This window comes from Propionivibrio sp. (genome assembly GCF_047602565.1).
In the GTDB taxonomy this organism is placed as follows: domain Bacteria; phylum Pseudomonadota; class Gammaproteobacteria; order Burkholderiales; family Rhodocyclaceae; genus Propionivibrio.
On record NZ_JASGGX010000001.1, the window covers coordinates 1,130,587 to 1,146,357 of the forward strand.

13 protein-coding genes are annotated in these 15,771 nt (G+C 68.7%); 7 read left to right on the forward strand and 6 right to left on the reverse strand.

Going from position 1 to position 15,771, the window contains the following annotated elements; genetic code table 11:
* The first annotated feature begins 52 nt into the window (after positions 1–52).
* Positions 53–937, forward strand: a complete 885-nt coding sequence (locus QM701_RS05120; protein WP_415166012.1) for a DMT family transporter — start codon at positions 53–55, stop codon at positions 935–937.
* 223 nt (positions 938–1,160) lie between these two features.
* On the opposite strand, the gene QM701_RS05125 is transcribed toward QM701_RS05120, so the two are convergent.
* On the reverse strand, positions 1,161–1,355 hold the full coding sequence (locus QM701_RS05125; RefSeq protein ID WP_415166013.1) for a hypothetical protein: 195 nt from the start codon (positions 1,353–1,355) through the stop codon (positions 1,161–1,163).
* A 13-nt stretch (positions 1,356–1,368) separates the two neighbouring features.
* Here QM701_RS05125 and QM701_RS05130 point away from each other — a divergent pair, with 13 nt between their 5' ends.
* From QM701_RS05130 to QM701_RS05145, 4 genes are all read left to right on the forward strand, one after another.
* Positions 1,369–2,247 carry an amino acid ABC transporter substrate-binding protein gene (locus QM701_RS05130; RefSeq protein WP_415166014.1) on the forward strand — a complete coding sequence of 293 codons (879 nt, stop codon included), beginning with the start codon at positions 1,369–1,371 and terminating at the stop codon, positions 2,245–2,247.
* Between the two features lie 215 nt (positions 2,248–2,462).
* A complete protein-coding gene (locus QM701_RS05135) occupies positions 2,463–3,515 on the forward strand; it encodes an asparaginase (protein WP_415166015.1) in 1,053 nt (350 codons plus the stop codon).
* A 302-nt stretch (positions 3,516–3,817) separates the two neighbouring features.
* Entirely contained in the window at positions 3,818–4,735 is a 918-nt protein-coding gene (locus QM701_RS05140; RefSeq protein WP_415166016.1) for an amino acid ABC transporter substrate-binding protein, read from the forward strand.
* 46 nt (positions 4,736–4,781) lie between these two features.
* Positions 4,782–6,659 carry a methyl-accepting chemotaxis protein gene (locus QM701_RS05145; protein ID WP_415166017.1) on the forward strand — a complete coding sequence of 626 codons (1,878 nt, stop codon included), beginning with the start codon at positions 4,782–4,784 and terminating at the stop codon, positions 6,657–6,659.
* A 65-nt stretch (positions 6,660–6,724) separates the two neighbouring features.
* Here the strand turns inward: QM701_RS05145 and QM701_RS05150 are convergent, their stop codons facing one another.
* The 5 genes from QM701_RS05150 to folC all read right to left on the reverse strand — a co-directional run bounded on the left by QM701_RS05150 (position 6,725) and on the right by folC (position 13,986).
* The gene (locus QM701_RS05150; protein ID WP_415166018.1) at positions 6,725–9,811 is read right to left on the reverse strand and encodes a transglycosylase domain-containing protein; all 3,087 of its coding nucleotides are present in this window, start codon (positions 9,809–9,811) and stop codon (positions 6,725–6,727) included.
* A gap of 96 nt (positions 9,812–9,907) precedes the next feature.
* Positions 9,908–11,434 carry an amidophosphoribosyltransferase gene (gene purF, locus QM701_RS05155; RefSeq protein WP_415166019.1) on the reverse strand — a complete coding sequence of 509 codons (1,527 nt, stop codon included), beginning with the start codon at positions 11,432–11,434 and terminating at the stop codon, positions 9,908–9,910.
* 10 nt (positions 11,435–11,444) lie between these two features.
* Positions 11,445–11,936 (reverse strand): CvpA family protein, encoded by a 492-nt coding sequence (locus QM701_RS05160; RefSeq protein ID WP_415166020.1) that lies wholly within the window; start codon positions 11,934–11,936, stop codon positions 11,445–11,447.
* Positions 11,933–12,658: an SPOR domain-containing protein gene (locus QM701_RS05165; protein ID WP_415166021.1), complete on the reverse strand. Its 726-nt coding sequence runs from the start codon at positions 12,656–12,658 to the stop codon at positions 11,933–11,935. The genes QM701_RS05160 and QM701_RS05165 overlap by 4 nt, the downstream gene beginning before the upstream one ends.
* A gap of 38 nt (positions 12,659–12,696) precedes the next feature.
* Positions 12,697–13,986: a bifunctional tetrahydrofolate synthase/dihydrofolate synthase gene (folC, locus tag QM701_RS05170; protein ID WP_415166022.1), complete on the reverse strand. Its 1,290-nt coding sequence runs from the start codon at positions 13,984–13,986 to the stop codon at positions 12,697–12,699.
* A gap of 119 nt (positions 13,987–14,105) precedes the next feature.
* Between folC and QM701_RS05175 the strand changes: the two genes are divergently transcribed.
* Together QM701_RS05175 and QM701_RS05180 are read left to right on the forward strand one after the other, a co-directional pair.
* Entirely contained in the window at positions 14,106–14,747 is a 642-nt protein-coding gene (locus QM701_RS05175; RefSeq protein WP_415166023.1) for a helix-turn-helix transcriptional regulator, read from the forward strand.
* Between the two features lie 19 nt (positions 14,748–14,766).
* Positions 14,767–15,753, forward strand: a complete 987-nt coding sequence (locus tag QM701_RS05180) for an ornithine cyclodeaminase family protein (protein ID WP_415166024.1) — start codon at positions 14,767–14,769, stop codon at positions 15,751–15,753.
* The last annotated feature ends 18 nt before the right edge of the window (positions 15,754–15,771 follow it).

Here is a 15,771-nt window from a genome sequence, read left to right on the forward strand (position 1 = left end):
CGGCCTTTTGTCCATCCGCGTCGCCGGATGCCCTCAAGGAACCCGACACCCCGTGCAGCATAAACTCCTCGGCGCCGCGCTGATCCTGATCGTCACCTTCCTCTTCGCCCTGCACGACGCGACCGCGAAATACCTGTCCGGCTTCTTCGCCGTCCCGCTGCTGGTCTGGGCGCGCTACGTCGGCAACCTGCTGATCCTGCTGGTCGGCGTCGCGCCGCGCATGGGCTGGCAGCTCGTCGCCACCCGCCGCCCCGGGCTGATGGTCATGCGCGCCGCGATGCTGGCGGCCGTTTCGCTGCTCTTCCAGAGCGCGTTGAAAAGCCTGCCGCTGGCGGAAACCTCGGCGCTGCTCTTCGTCACCCCGCTGATCGTGGCCATGCTGGCCGGCCCCATCCTCGGCGAAAAGGTCCGTCTGGGTGCCTGGATCGCCATCGTCGCCGGCTTCGGCGGCACCCTGCTGATCGCCCGGCCCGGCGGCGCCATGACCTTCACCGGCGTGCTCTACGGACTGGGTGCGGCGCTGTGCTACGCCGCGTACCAGCTGTTCACCCGCAAGCTCGCCGAGACCGAGCCGCCGATGCGCCAGCTCTTCTATTCCGCGCTGGTCGGCTCGCTGGTAATGAGCTGTATCGTGCCGGCCTACCTGGACGGCCCGCGGCCGACGCCCGGCCAGGGCGTGCTGATCGCCTCGCTAGCGCTGGCCGCCACTGCCGGGCATTTCCTGTTCACCCGCGCGGCGCGCGAAACGCCGGCGGCCATCCTCTCCACGCTGCTCTACATGCAGCTGGTGTGGACCGTGGTCCTCGGCTGGCTGGTCTTCGACCACCTGCCCGATCTGCCGAGCTCGCTCGGCATGCTGATCATCGGCGCCTCCAGCCTGAGCATCGCCCTGCAAAAACGGACGCCGGCGCGGCCGGACGACGCGCCGGCCAACTGACGTCGGCGAATGCCGGCACACGCACCGGACGCCAGGCCGGTTGCGCCTCCGCGCGCGGGGTGCCGACGTCGTCGGCACCCCGCCCAAAACCCCCGACACCCTCCGAAAAAGACGAAATCGTCGTCGACTTGTCATTGTAATTTCATTAAAATGCCAAAGGAGTAAACAATTGGTATAAACAAAGAACGATGGAATTATCAAATGACATTCAATCACTTATTCCTCACTTCCGGACCGAAACCGACACGGATTGCGGCATTGCGGCATTGCGGCATTGCGGCATTGCGGCATTGCGGCATTGCGGCATTGCGGCATTGCGGCATTGCGGCATTGCGGCATTGCGGCATTGCGGCATTGCGGCATTGCGGCATTGCGGCATTGCGGCATTGCGGCATTGCGGCATTGCGGCATCGGCCATCTGGCGATGGCCGATGCCGCGCCGTAGTACGTTCGCGCTGGGCCTCCTGCTCGCCGGTCCGGCGTTCGCGGCCGGCACGCTCGACAAGATCCAGAAGACGGGAACCGTCCTCGTCGGCTACCGCGAATCGTCGCCGCCCTTCTCTTACCTGGCGGACGGCAAGCAGCCGATCGGCTACACGATCGACATCTGCGGGAAAGTGGTCGAGGCGGTCAAAAAGGAGTTGAAGCGTCCCGACCTGGCGGTCAAGTACGTCCCGGTATCGTCCTCGACCCGCATTCCCCTGCTCCTGTCCGGCGACATTGACCTGGAATGCGGAATGACCACCAGCACCGGCGAGCGGCGCAAGCAGGTGGCGTTCACCATCCCCACCTTCATCGCCGCGGTGCGCGCCATGTCCCACAAGTCGGCCAAGATACCGTCGGTTTACGAACTTGCCGGGAAGACCGTGGTCACCACCAGCGACACCAGCAGCGTGCAAATCTTCAAGGACTACAACACCACCCACGATCTGCGCGCCACGCTGACGCTCGGCAAGGACCACGCCGAGTCCTTCGCCCTGCTCGAAGCCGGCAAGGCGGACGCCTTCCTGATGGACGACGTGATCCTCTACCGCCTGCGCGCCACGTCGAAGAACGCCGACGACTATGCGGTCACCCGGCAGCCGCTGACCGTCGAGCCGCTGGCGATCATGCTGCGCAAGGACGACGCGCCGTTCAAGAAACTGGTTGACGCCGAAGTCACCCGGGTGATCACGCAGGGGGAAATCCAGGGCATCTACAAAAAATGGTTCGAGAGCCCGATTCCTCCGGACCAGGTCAACCTGCGGATGCCGATGAGCTACATGCTGCGCGACTCCTTCAAGGTGCCGACCGACTGGCTGCCGAACTGAGGCCGGGGCGTCGGCATCCGGAATTCCGTACATCGGCCCGGCCGCCGATTCGCTGTTCCGAACGCCGCCCCGGATGCCATGCCGCAGCCCGCCGTAAACAGTGGCCGTCGCCCGGCGATGAATCTGGCATGCTCTGTGCGTAAACGACTGTGGCGTGGAATTTCGCCACTCCGTCAATCACCCTGAAAGGACGAAACATGCTCGAAAAGAGATTCATGAAATGGGCTCTGGCCATCGTGTCCGCCATGCTGGTGAGCGGCGGCGCCCTCGCCCAGGGCAAGCCCAACGTGGTGATCCTCGCCACCGGCGGGACGATCGCCGGGGCCGGCGCGGACGCCACCAACAGCGCCACCTATCAGGCCGCCAAAGTGCCCGTTGACAAGCTGATCGCCGGCCTGCCGCAACTGGCCAACGTCGCCAACGTGCGCGGCGACCAGGTCTTCCAGATCGCTTCGGAAAGCTTCCGCAACGACAACCTGATCACCCTCGGCAAGCGCGTCTCCGCGCTGCTCAAGCAGAACGACGTCGACGGCATCGTGATCACCCACGGCACCGACACGACCGAGGAAACCGCCTACTTCCTGAACCTGGTGATCAAGAGCGAAAAACCGATCGTCGTCGTCGCCTCGATGCGTCCGGGCACGGCCATGTCGGCCGACGGCATGCTCAACCTGTACGACGCCGTCACCGTCGCCGGCAGCAAGGATGCGCGCGGCCGGGGCACGCTGGTGGTGATGAACGACACCATCCACAGCGGCCGCGACGTGAGCAAGATGATCAACGTCCGGCCGGAAGCGTTCCAGAGCCCGTGGGGCGCGCTGGGCATGGTCGTCGAAGGCAAGAACTACTGGTTCCGCAAGCTCGACAAGCGCCACACGACGAACTCCGAATTCGACATCGACAAGATCGACGCCCTGCCGCTGGTCGAGATCGCCTACGCCGGCGGCAACGTGAACGACACGGCCTACCGCGCCTTCGCCAATGCCGGCGCCAAGGCCATCATCCATGCCGGTCCGGGCAACGGTTCGGTCGCCGCCACGCTGGTGCCGGTGCTGCAGGAACTGCGCGGCAAGGGCCTGCAGATCATCCGCTCGTCGCACGTCAACGCCGGCGGCTTCGTGCTGCGCAACGCCGAACAGCCGGACGACAAGTACGACTGGCTGGTGGCGCACGACCTCAATCCGCAGAAGGCGCGCATCCTCGCCTCCGTCGCGCTGACCGCCACCAGCGACACCAAGGAACTGCAGCGCATCTTCATGGAGTACTGAAAACCCCCGTCGACCGGCGGCCTGCCATGCCGCCGGCCGAAGCCGAGCCGTGCCGGCCCGTCGCCGGCACGGCTCGGCTGCGTCAACGGGCCGTCCGAAGCGCCGGAGCGCCGCCGCATCGGACGGCCGGACGACGCGCGGACCGGCGAATCGGTGGCCATGCCAGTTGACCGAAAAAGACCTCGCGCCCGACGCGGGCTTACGCTGTATCATCCGTAACGGCGGCCGGCGACGGCCCGCGAATTTCCGCTTCCGATCTTCCCGAGGCCGGGGAGATCATCCGACGACATACAGGAGACCCCATGAATGCGCAATGGATTCACCGTTTCGGCTGGCGGGCACTGAGCATTTCCCTTTGCGTCCTGCCGGGACTGATCGCCGCCCTGCCCGCGCGGGCGGAAGGCACGCTGGACAAGATCGCCCGCACCGGCACGCTGACGCTCGGCTATCGCGAGTCGTCGTCGCCGTTCTCCTACCTGGGGAGCGACAAGCGCCCGATCGGCTATTCGATCGACGTCTGCGAAAAAATCGTCGAGGCCGTCAAGCGGGAATTGAAGCGCCCCGTCCTCGCTGTCAAGTACGTGCCGGTCTCCTCGTCGACCCGGATGACCCACCTCGTGTCGGGAGAGATCGATCTCGAATGCGGCTCGACCACCAACACCGCCGAGCGGCGCAAGCAGGTGGCGTTCACCATCCCCACCTTCATCGCGGCGACCCGCCTGCTGACCAAGAAGGATTCGGGCATCACCGCGTTCGACGACGTGGCCGGAAAAACCGTGATCACCACGCAGGGCACCAGCAGCGAGCAGTTCTTCAATGAGCGCAACGAGGCCCGCAAGCTGCACGCCAAGCTGGTCCTCGGCAAGGATCACGCCGAGTCCTTCGCCCTGCTCGAAGCCGGCAAGGGGGTCGCCTTCCTGATGGACGACGTGCTGCTCTACAGCCTGCGCGCCGCGTCGAAAGACCCCGGCGGCTACGTGATCACCAAGGACGCGCTGACCATCGAGCCGCTGGCCGTCATGCTGCGCAAGGACGACGCGCCGTTCAAGAAGCTGGTCAACACCGAAGTCGCCCGCATGATCACGCAAGGGGAGATCCAGGGCGTCTACAAGAAATGGTTCGAGAGCCCGATTCCCCCGAACCAGATCAACATGAAGATGCCGATGAGCTACATGCTGCGCGATTCGTTCAAGATGCCGACCGACTGGCTGCCGAACTGATCCCTTCGTCCCGGAACCTTGCCAACCCCGAGAATCGGAGCGCCCCATGTCCTTGAAACAACGCCTGTTGATTTTCGTGGCCACGCTGCTGGCGGTCGTCATCGCGGGGCTGTCGGGCATCGCCTACTGGCAGATGCGCGCGGAGATCGTCGATGGCGTCGGCAAGGAGATCGAAACCGCCGTGCACGGCAACCGCGAAGCCCTCGCGCGCTGGATGGACCAGCGCTACAACGCGATCGAGGCCACCGCGTCCCGCCTCGCGCAGGCGGCGGACCCGATCCCGTTCCTGACCGCTGGCAAGGACGCGGGACGCTTCGACCAGACCTTCGCGGGCTACGCCGACAAGCGCATGATCTACCACCTGCCGGACAAGAAGCCGCCGGAGGGCTACGACCCGACGGCGCGCCCCTGGTACAAGCTGGCCACCGAGCAGAAGGCCACGGTGGCCACCGCGCCCTACATCTTCGCCAGCACCAAGAAACCGGGCATCACGGTGGCGCGGGGGTTCGAACACGAAGGGCAGCCGGGCGTGGTCGGCGGCGACATCTCGCTGGAGGAGATCATCGCCATCGTCAACTCGATTAAGCTGCGCGGCGACGGTTATGCCTTCCTGGCGACGCGGGACGGCAAGATCGTCGCGCACACCAAGCCCGACAGCGCGCTGAAGCCCGTCGGCGAAATCGTCGCCGGCTTCGACGCCTCGCTGCTGCAGGCGCAGGGCGACCGCATCGCCCTGCGCGAGCTGAACCTGGACGGCACGGACAAATACGTGGCCATCGCGCCGGTCGGCGGGGTCGACTGGGCGCTCTGCGTGGTGGTGGACAAAGCGACCATCCTCTCGCCGCTGCGCGCCCTGCTCGGCGTGCTGGTGCTGGCCGGGCTGGTCATCGCCGCGCTGGGCGCGCTGTGCGCGAGTTTCGCGCTGGCGCGGCTGCTCAAGGGCCTGTTCGGGCTGCGCGACGCGCTCGCCGAAATCTCCACCGGCCAGGGCGACCTGACGCGCAAGCTGCCGGTGTCCTCGAACGACGAGATCGGCCATACCGCCGGCGCCTTCAACCGCTTCCTCGACAGCCTGCGCCACATGTTCCTCGACGTGCGCGAGAAGGTCGATTCGCTGTTCGCCGGCATCGATTCGCTGAACGGCGTCACCCGCTCGATGGCCGACGAATCGAGGCGCCAGGCGGAAACCCTCAGTTCCACGGCGGCGACGATCGAGCAGATCACGGTCAGCATCAACCACATCGCCGACAACGCCCGCCAGGCCGAGCAGACCGCGACGCGCACCGGCGAGGTGTCGCTGCACTCGGTCGGCGCGGTCAATGACCTGGCCCGCGGCATCGGGACGATATCCGACGAGGTGGCGCGCCTGGCGGCCACGCTGGGCGGGCTCGGCGAGCGGTCGCAGGAGATGAACGCCATCATCGGCGCGATCCGCGAGATCGCCGACCAGACCAACCTGCTGGCGCTGAACGCCGCGATCGAGGCCGCGCGCGCGGGCGAATCCGGGCGCGGTTTCGCCGTCGTCGCCGACGAGGTGCGCAAGCTCGCCGAGCGCACCGCCAAGGCGACCGTCGAGATCGGCCGGCTGATCGATTCGACGCACGGCGACATCCAGTCGGCCCTCGCCGACATGGAAGAGACCCGGCGCTCGGTCGCCGCCGGGCTCGGCGCGTCGCAGGCCGTGGCCACGGAGATCGCCGGCATCCAGGGCGAGATCGCCCAGGTCGTCGGTTCGATCCGCGACATCGCCGACGCCACCCGCGAGCAATCGGTCGCCACCAACGAAATGGCGCGCTCGGCCGAGGAGGTCAATCGCATCACCGCCGAAGCCGATCACGCCGTGCAGAGCGCCACGCAGACGGTCGCCGAGCTGCGCGCGCTATCGAACGGCCTGCACGAGCTGGTCGGGCGCTTCCGTATCTGAGGCACCGGGCAGGGGCGTTCCCTTCCCGCGCCGGTTAGTTCCGGCGGCCGTCCGCGCCGCCGGGATCATCCGGCCTTGCCGCACCTGCCCTCGCCCGCCGCCGTCCCCGCGATCAGCGGCTGCAGCACCGGCTGCAGTTCCTTGAGCAGCTGCACCGGCAGCGCCGAGGTGAAGTCGTAGCCGGCCGCCTTGGCGCCGGGCACGAAGGCGGTGGCAACGCCGTAGAAACGGTCGCCGATGTAGAAAGCGAAGGTCGCGGCGCGGTTCATCACGCGCGAGCTCTTGACCGTGCCGTCGGCGGCGACGGTCTGGAAGCGGTGATCGCCGGTGCCGGTCTTGCCGCCGATCGGAATCGGCTTGCCGTCCGCATCGCGATAGGCGTCCTTGACGCGCCGGGCCGTGCCGCTGTCGACCACGCGCAGCAGGGCGCGCCGGGCGGTCCGCGCCACTTCGGGCGGCAGCACCTGCTCGCCGGGCTCCGTGCGCCGTTCCAGGCGCGTCTCGTAGGGCGTGCCGAGGGCGAAATCGAGCCGGCCGATGCGCACGGCCGGCCGGCGCACGCCGTCGTTGACCACGATGCCCATCAGTTCGGCCAGCGCCGCCGGCCGGTCGGCCGAGCTGCCGATCGAGGTGGCCAGCGAAGGCACCAGCTGCTCGAACGGATAGCCCAGCCGCCGCCATTCGGTGGCGAGGCGCTCGAAGGCGGCGACCTCGACGACGATGCCGATGCGCACCTGCTGGGCGCGGCGGAAACGGCTGGCGAACAGCCAGCGCGAGGCTTCGCGCCGTTCGGCGACGCTGTTGGCGATGACTTCCGGCAGGCCGGCCTCGGGATGCGTCCGCAGGTAGCGCACCAGCCACAGTTCGAGCGGATGCACGCGCGCCAGGTAGCCCAGGTCCGAGAGGTCGTACTGGCGCGCGGCGTGGCCGTCGTAGAGGCGGCGCAGGCCGGCGTCGCTGCCGGCCTTCTCGCCGAGCTGGCCGCGCATGAAGACCAGGTAGTCGTCGAACGGAACGCCCGGATGCGTCCCCAGGAAGGCGGCGGCCAGCGGCGCCGGCCGGGCCGGCGCGGTGTCGGCCAGCAGGACGAGGCGCTCCGCCGGAGCGACGTCGCGGTACTTGTGCCAGAAGGCGCGCAGGAAGCCGATGCCCTCGCGCTCGGCAAAGCGGTTGAGGAATTCCTCGCGCATCTTCGCGTCGCCCTCGCGCAGCCCGCGCGCCGGGGCGTCCTCGGCCTCATAGGCGTGGTAATGCACCACGTCGCCCATGATGCGCACGAACACCAGGTTGATCGACTGCTCCAGCGCGCCGGCCACCGTCGGGTTCTGCGCGTCGTCCTCCTTCTTGAAATTGGAGAAGCGGTGCATGCCGCCGCCGGTGAAGAAGGCCTCGTGCGGGCTCGCCGAATAGCGCCGTTCCAGCGCCGCGTCGAGCATCCCGGCCAGGCCGGCCTCGCGGTGCGCGCGCAGGTAGTCGAGAGCCCAGTTGCTCAGCCGGTCGGCGGGATGCGTGGCGACCGCCTCCAGGCCCTTCCCGTCGAGCCCGGCGTAGCGGCGGTGCAGGTCGGCGACGACGTTGAGGTAGGACACCAGGGTGCGGAACTTGGCGCTGGAGCCAAGATCGAGCTTGGTCCCGGCGTTGATGTCGAGCGGCTGGTCGAGGTTGTCGGCCTGCACGCGCAGCAGGTTGCCGAGCGGCGTCCGCTCGTACAGCGTGAAGCTGTAGTTGACCGCGGCCGGGTCGCCGCGGTCGAGCAGCCGGCGCTCGCCGAAGCCGGCGCAGCGCAGGTAGGCCGGATCGGCCATGCGCCCGAGCTGGGCGGTGACCGCGGCCTGCGCGCGGGCGTCGAGCGTGGTGTGCGCCTCTAGGTCGAAGCGGTCGAGCGCGTACAGGTCCTCTACGCCGAGCAGTTCGCCGAGCGTCACGCGCACGTCGTTGACCGCCTTGCGCTGGACGAAGGACACGCCGCCGTTAAGCCGCACCCGCCGCGCGGGCTTGAGCCGCGTGTGCAGCGCCGCGTCGCGCAGGCTCTCCGGAATGCCGCCGGCGCCGGCCAGCAGGCGCAGGTAGCTGTCGGTCAGGCCGTCGAGCCGCGCGGTCGAGTCGAGCAGCAGCCCGGACGGGCGGCGCTGGGCGACGATCAGCGACAGGGCTTCGCGGAAGACCTGGGCGCGCAGCTGCGGATCTGCGTTCTCGTCGACCAGCACGCGGTTGGCCGTGACGAAATCGCGCCCGTACCACGCCCACAGGCCGTCGCCCAGGCCGTTGATCTCGCCGTAGCCGGCCAGCCCGGCGAGCGGCACCGAGTTCAGGTAGTCGCGCACGATGCGCCGGCGGGCGGCCAGCGTCTCCTCGCCGTCGAGGTAGGCGCGCAGCGAGGCGGAAGCCATCTGGCGCAGCTTGTCGCCAGCGCCGTGCGTGCGCCCGCCGGGCGAATGGCGGAATTTCTCGATCTGCGTGGCCAGCGTGCTGCCGCCGGCGCGGCCGCCTTCGCCGTCGATGACGCGCATGCCCTGCTCGAACGCGGCACGGGCGAAACGCCCCCAGTCAACGGCCGGATTGCGCCGCGCACCGGGCGCGAGCAGGTCGCGGTTCTCGACGTACAGCAGGGCGTTGACCAGCACCGGGGGAATCTCCTCGAACGTCGCGTACTGCCGTTCGGGGAAGCGGCTCTGCTGCAGCACGGCGCCGTCGCGGTCGAACAGCGCCAGCCCGGCCTGGTTTTTTTCACCGTAGATCGGATAGAAGCCGCGCTGGACCGTTTCGAGAAATTCTTCCGACGGATGCGCCTGCGCGGTAATCGCGTAGCCCGCGTCGGCGAGGCGCGGCAGCATGTCGCGCATGCGGCTGTAGCCCAGGCGATGGTCGTACGGGCCGGGCAGCGGGAACCACGCCTCGGGATTGGCGCCGGGCCGCACCTCCCAGCGCATCTTGCCGGCCAGCGTGGAAAAGAACTTCGCCTGCAGCGTCGACTCGCCGGCTTCATGCCAGGCGCCGGCGGCGACGGCCGCCAGCACGGCCAGGGAAACCGCCCAGCGGAACAGACGGTACTTGAGCGGAATCCGGCGGCGTCCATTTTCCTGCGCGCCCGCTTTCCGGTCCGTGCCTGCGGCCGGATTCGCCGCCGCCGTTTCTTCTGCTTCGTTTACCACGCTGTCCGCCACACCCTCACCCGCCGCCAAGCCCTGTCGGCGCTATTATCGCCGATACCGCGCCCCCTGACCGCTCGGCCGGTGCCGGGGTTGCGCTCAGACGGCGTTTTTCAGGTTGAGGTCGAGCTGGCGCGAATCGCCGCCGTCGACGACGGCCGTGGCGGAGGAGCCCTCGCGCGCGCGCTCGATGGCGTCGAGGTAGGCCTCCGTGACGTCGCCGGTCACGTAGCAGCCGTCGAAACACGAGCTGTCGAACAGGTTGATCGCGGGATTGATTTCGCGGATCGACGCCTTCAGCGCTTCCAGGTCCTGATAGACCAAGGCGTCGGCGCCGATCTCGCGCGCGATTTCGGCCTCGGAACGGCCGGTGGCGATCAGCTCGCCGCGCGTCGGCATGTCGATGCCATAGACGTTGGGATAGCGCACGGGCGGCGCCGCCGAGGCGAAATAGACCTTGAGCGCGCCGGCCGCCCGCGCCATCTCGACGATCTCGTGGCTGGTCGTGCCGCGCACGATCGAATCGTCGACCAGCAGCACGCGCTTGCCCTTGAACTCCTGGCCGACGGTGTTGAGCTTCTGGCGCACCGACTTCCGGCGGATCGACTGGCCCGGCATGATGAAGGTGCGGCCGATGTAGCGGTTCTTCACGAAGCCTTCGCGGTAGGGGATGTTCAGGCGCTGCGCCAGCTGCATCGCCGCCGGGCGGCTCGAATCGGGAATCGGGATGACCACGTCGATGTCGTCGACCGGCAGGTTCTGCGCCACCTTGTCCGCGAGATGCTCGCCCATGCGCAGGCGCGTCTCGTACACGGACACGCCGTCGATCACCGAATCCGGGCGCGCCAGATAGACGTACTCGAAAATGCACGGCGAGAGCACCGGCGCCTCGGCGCACTGGCGGAAGTGCAGCGTGTGCGCCGTGTCGACGAACACCGCCTCGCCCGGCGCCACGTCGCGCAGCACCTTGAAGCCCAGCGTGTCGAGCGCCACCGACTCGGAGGCGACGAGGTATTCCGGGCCCTGCGGCGTCTCATTGACCCCGACCACCAGCGGCCGGATGCCGAACGGGTCGCGGAAGGCCAGCAGGCCGTAGCCGGCGATCAGCACGACCACCGCATAGGCGCCCTTGCAGCGGCGATGCACGCCGGCGACGGCGGCGAAGATGCTGTCCCGTTCGAGCCGGAAGCCCTTGGCCGACTCCTGCAGCTCGTGCGCCAGAACGTTGAGCAGCACTTCGGAATCGGAACTGGTGTTGATGTGGCGCAGGTCCTGCCGGAACATCTCCTCCTGCAGCTGCCCGGTATTGGTCAGGTTGCCGTTGTGCGCGAGCACCAGGCCGAACGGCGAGTTGACGTAGAACGGCTGCGACTCCGCCGAATCGGACGGCGAGCCCGCCGTCGGATAGCGGCAGTGAGCGATGCCCATGTTGCCCGGCAGGGCGCGCATGTTGCGCGTGCGGAAGACGTCGCGCACCAGCCCCGGGCTCTTGTGCATGAAAAAGGCGTTGTCCTTGCTCGTGGCGATGCCGGCCGCATCCTGGCCCCGATGCTGCAGCACCATCAGGCCGTCATAAAGCAGCTGGTTGACCGGCGTGTTCGCCATGACTCCGAGAATACCGCACATAGGGATTTTCCTACCTGAATCGAATCCGTTTAGCCACGTCCTGCGGCAGCCAGGGCTTGCACGCCAGCACCGCCGTTTCGAGCGGCGCCGACAGATACGCGCCGCTCCACCATGATTCCCTGGACAGCGACAGCATGCCGCCGAGCGCCACCAGCGCCAGCACGATCACTCCGCCGCGCACCGCGCCGAAGAGCACGCCCAGCGCCCGGTCGGACAGGCTGAGCCCGAGCGCCTTGAGCAGGCCCCGGATGGCCAGGCGCACCAGCGCCATGAGCAGCAGCACGATCACGAAGATGAGCACCCAGGCCGCCACCAGCCGCACCACCGGATCGCCGATGCCGGCCAGCAGCTGCCGGGCGAATTCGTCGCCCCACCACTTGGCCGCGAAGAAGGCCAGCACCCAGGCGGCGACGGCGAGGATCTCGCCGAGCACTCCGCGCCACGCGCCGAGCGCCATGGACGCCAGCAGGATGACCAGAACGGCGTAGTCGAACGGCGTCATCGCTTGGCCGCGACCACTCCGTTGACCCCGATGCGCTTCATCTTCTCCAGCGCCTTGTCCGCCGCGTCGCGGCTGGCGAAGGGACCGGCGCGCACGCGGGTTTTCCTGCCCTCGGGTGAGTCGAGCGGTTCGGTGTACACCTTGATGCCGAGCTCGCCCATCTTCGTCTGCAGCTGCTTGACGTTGGCGGCGTTCGAAAAGGCGCCGATGAGGATCACGTAGGCGCCGTTGCCGGCGGCGGCGGACGCTTCGCCGGCCGGCTTGCCGCCGAGGATCGCCGCGGCGCGCTGCGCCTCGGCCTGCGCGTCGGGTTTCTTACCCGCCGTCTTGTCGGCGGCCTTGTCCGCAGGTTTTTCCGTCGGTTTCGCCGCCGGTTTTTCAGCCGGCTTCTCCGCCGGCTTGGCCGCGGGTTTTTCCGGAGACTTCTCGACGGGTTTTTCAACCGGTTTCTCGACGGGTTTCTCGGCCGGACGCGCCGCCTCGGCGGCCGGCGCGGGCGGCTCCTTCGTTTCGCCGCCGGCCGGTTCCAGCCTCGGCTTGAACGGCGGCGTCTGGTCCTGGCCGGGGATGCGGATCTGCACGTCCTGCACCTGCTGTTTCGGCTCCTCGTCCATGACCATCGGCAGGACCACGGCGGCAAGCCCGGCGAAGGCCACGGCGCCGACCAGCCGCCGGCGGGCGCGTTTCTTGAGTTGCAGGTTGGCTTCGGGTGAATCTGACATGGACGGGCAAAAAAAGGAAACGATGCGGTCGAATCCGGTCAATCCTGCCGGGCCTGCCCGATCTCGCGCAGGACGGCGGCAACGGTGTAGAACGATCCGAAAACGGCGATTCTATCATTTTCTGCCGCCAGCCCGGCGGCGCGCCGGAAGGCCTCGGCCGGCGCGGCGAAACGCTCCACCCGCCCGCCCAGTTGCCCGCCCTCCACCGCCGCCGCCAGGGTTTCCGCCGGCGCGCCGCGCGGCACGTCGAGCCCGGCCAGCAGCCAGACGTCGATCCGGCCGGCCAGCGTCGCCAGCGCGCCGACGATGTCCTTGTCGGCCAGCATGCCGACCACGGCGAAGGTGCGGCCGGAAGCGCCCATCGCGTCGAGCCCTGCCGCCAGGCAGGCCACCGCCTGCGGGTTGTGCGCGACGTCCAGGATCACCGCCGGGCGTTCGCGCACGCGCTGGAAGCGCCCGACGAGCCGGACGTCGCGCAGGCCGGCGCGGACCGCCGGTTCCGGCACGGGCAGGCGGTCCCGCAAGGCGTCGATGGCCGCCAGCGCGGCCGAGGCGTTGCCGAACTGGTGCGCACCCGGCAGCGCCGGGATCGGCAAGGACTCGTGGCAGACGCCGTGGCCATCCCGGTACGACCATCCGTCGTCCGCGCGGGCATAGCCGAAGTCGCGGCCGATCAGGCGCAGGTCGGCGCCGATGGCCTGCGCGTGCGCCAGCAGGCTGCCGGGCGGGTCCGCGTCGGCGCAGACGGCCGGCCTGCCGCCGCGGAAGATGCCGGCCTTCTCGAAGCCGATGGCTTCCCGGTCCGGCCCCAGCCAGTCGGTATGGTCGAGCGCGATGCCAGTCACCACGGCCGCGTCGGGCTCGTAGACGTTGACCGCGTCGAGCCGCCCGCCCAGGCCGACCTCCAGGATGACGGCCTGCGCCCGCGCCGCCGCGAACACTTCCCACGCGGCCAGCGTGCCGAATTCGAAGTAGGTCAGCGCCACGCCTCCGGCCGCCTGCCGCGCCGCCTCGACGCGGGCGAACGCGGCGCACAGCTCGGCGTCGCCCGCCGGCATGCCGTCGACGCGTACCCGCTCGTTGTACGCCAGCAGGTGCGGCGAGGTGTAGCAGCCGACGCGATAGCCGGCGGCGCGGTAGATCGCCTCCAGGTAGGCGCAGGTCGAGCCCTTGCCGTTGGTGCCGCCGACGATGATCACCGGGCAGTCCTGCCGCTGCCCCAACCGGGCCTTGACGCGGGCCACGCGCTCCAGCCCGAGCTCGATCCCGCCCTGCCCCTTGGGATGCAGGCTTTCGAGGAATGCCAACCAGTCAACGAGCGATTTCACGGACGCGCCCCGGTAAAAACGGAAAACGGGATTTTCGCTTGGTTGGTCGATTTTGGGGGTGGTTAATAAAGCGGATCACAATAGTTGACATATTGTCAATTATTTAACAATATATAAACATGAAAGCGACAAGCTCCGAACATCGCCATCTGCTCGAACAACTCCAGCAGATCGCGCGCGGCCTGGGGGAGACCTTCGCGCCGTTCTGCGAGGTGGTCGTCCATGATCTGACCGACCGCCGGCACGCCATCCTGGCGATCCACAACAACCTCTCCGGCCGCGGCGTCGGCGAGCCGGTGACGGAACTGGGCAGCCAGCGCATCGCCGACCCGGACTTTCCGGAAGTCGTCGCCAATTACCCCAACCGCTTTCCCGACGGCCGGCAGGCGAAAAGCACGTCGGTCGGCATCCGGGACCGCGAGGGGAAGTACGTGGCGGCGCTGTGCCTGAACGTCGATCTGACCGTCTTCCAGAATCTCCAGAACGTGCTCGCCCGGTTCGGCAGCACGGCCGCCGGAGAGGAAATCAGGGAGTCGCTGGCCCCGGTCGGGTCGCAGACATTGCTCGAACGCATCGACGCCTTCGCCGCCCAGCGCGCCACGACGCCGCGCGCGCTGAAGACCGACGAGCGCCGCGCCCTGCTGCGGGAACTCAAGGCAGGCGGCTTCCTGGAGGTGCGCCGCGCCATCGACACCGTCGCCCGGCACCTGGGCGTTTCCCGCACCACCATCTACATCGATTTCCGCCAGATCGGCGGCTGAACCGCACGGAGGCCAGCTCATGACCAAGAACACCCGCCTGCTGCTCATCGACAAGGATCAGGTCGACTCGCTGCTCACCCTGGACGACGCGCTGGACGCGACGCGCGAAGCCTTCCGGCTGCACGGCCTGGGCGCAGGCCGCGTGTTCCCCGTGGTGCGCGAAAAGCTCGCCTCGGGCGGCGTCTTCGGCATCAAGTCCGGCGGCGTCGAAGGGCAGAAAATCCTGGGCTTCAAGGCGGCCGGCTTCTGGCCCGGCAACCGCGCGCTCGGCGGCGAGCCGCATCAGGCGACGATCCTCCTGTTCGACCCGGACACCGGGCGCCCGCTGTGCGTGATCGACGGCAACGTGGTCACCACGCTGCGCACCGGCGCCGCCGGCGGGCTCGGGCTGCTGCAGTTCGCCCGTCCTGAAAGCGTCCGGCTGTGCGTCTTCGGCACCGGCGTGCAGGCGCAGATCCAGGCGCGCTTCGCGCTGCGCCTGATGCCCGCGCTGCGCTCGCTCGCCTACGTCAGCGTCAACGGCAAGCCCGACGCCCGCTTCGAGGCGGGGATCGGCCCGGACGCGGCCGCGCGCGGCTGCGCGCTGGCGCACGCGGCCGACCGGGACGCGGCGGTCGCCGCCAGCGACGTCGTGATCACCGCGACCCCCGGCACCGGCCCGCTGTTCAGCCTCGACGCGGTGCGGCCCGGCACGCACGTCAACGCGGTCGGCGCGGACACCGAGGGCAAGCGCGAGCTGCCCGCCGGCCTGCTCGCCCGCGCGCGGCTGTTCGTCAACGACGCGGTCCAGGCCCGCGCCATCGGCGAAACCCAGTGGGCGAAGGACCTGCCCTGCACCACCCTGGGCGAACTGCTGACCGGCAAGGCCGCCTTCGCGCGGCAGCCGGACGACATCACCGTTTTCGACATGACCGGCATCGCCCTGCAGGACCTGACGGTCGCGCAACTGCTGCTGCAACGGGCCACGGCGTCCGGCGCGGGAACCCGCGTCGCGTGGCCGTGGTAAGCCATCCCAACGCTCCGG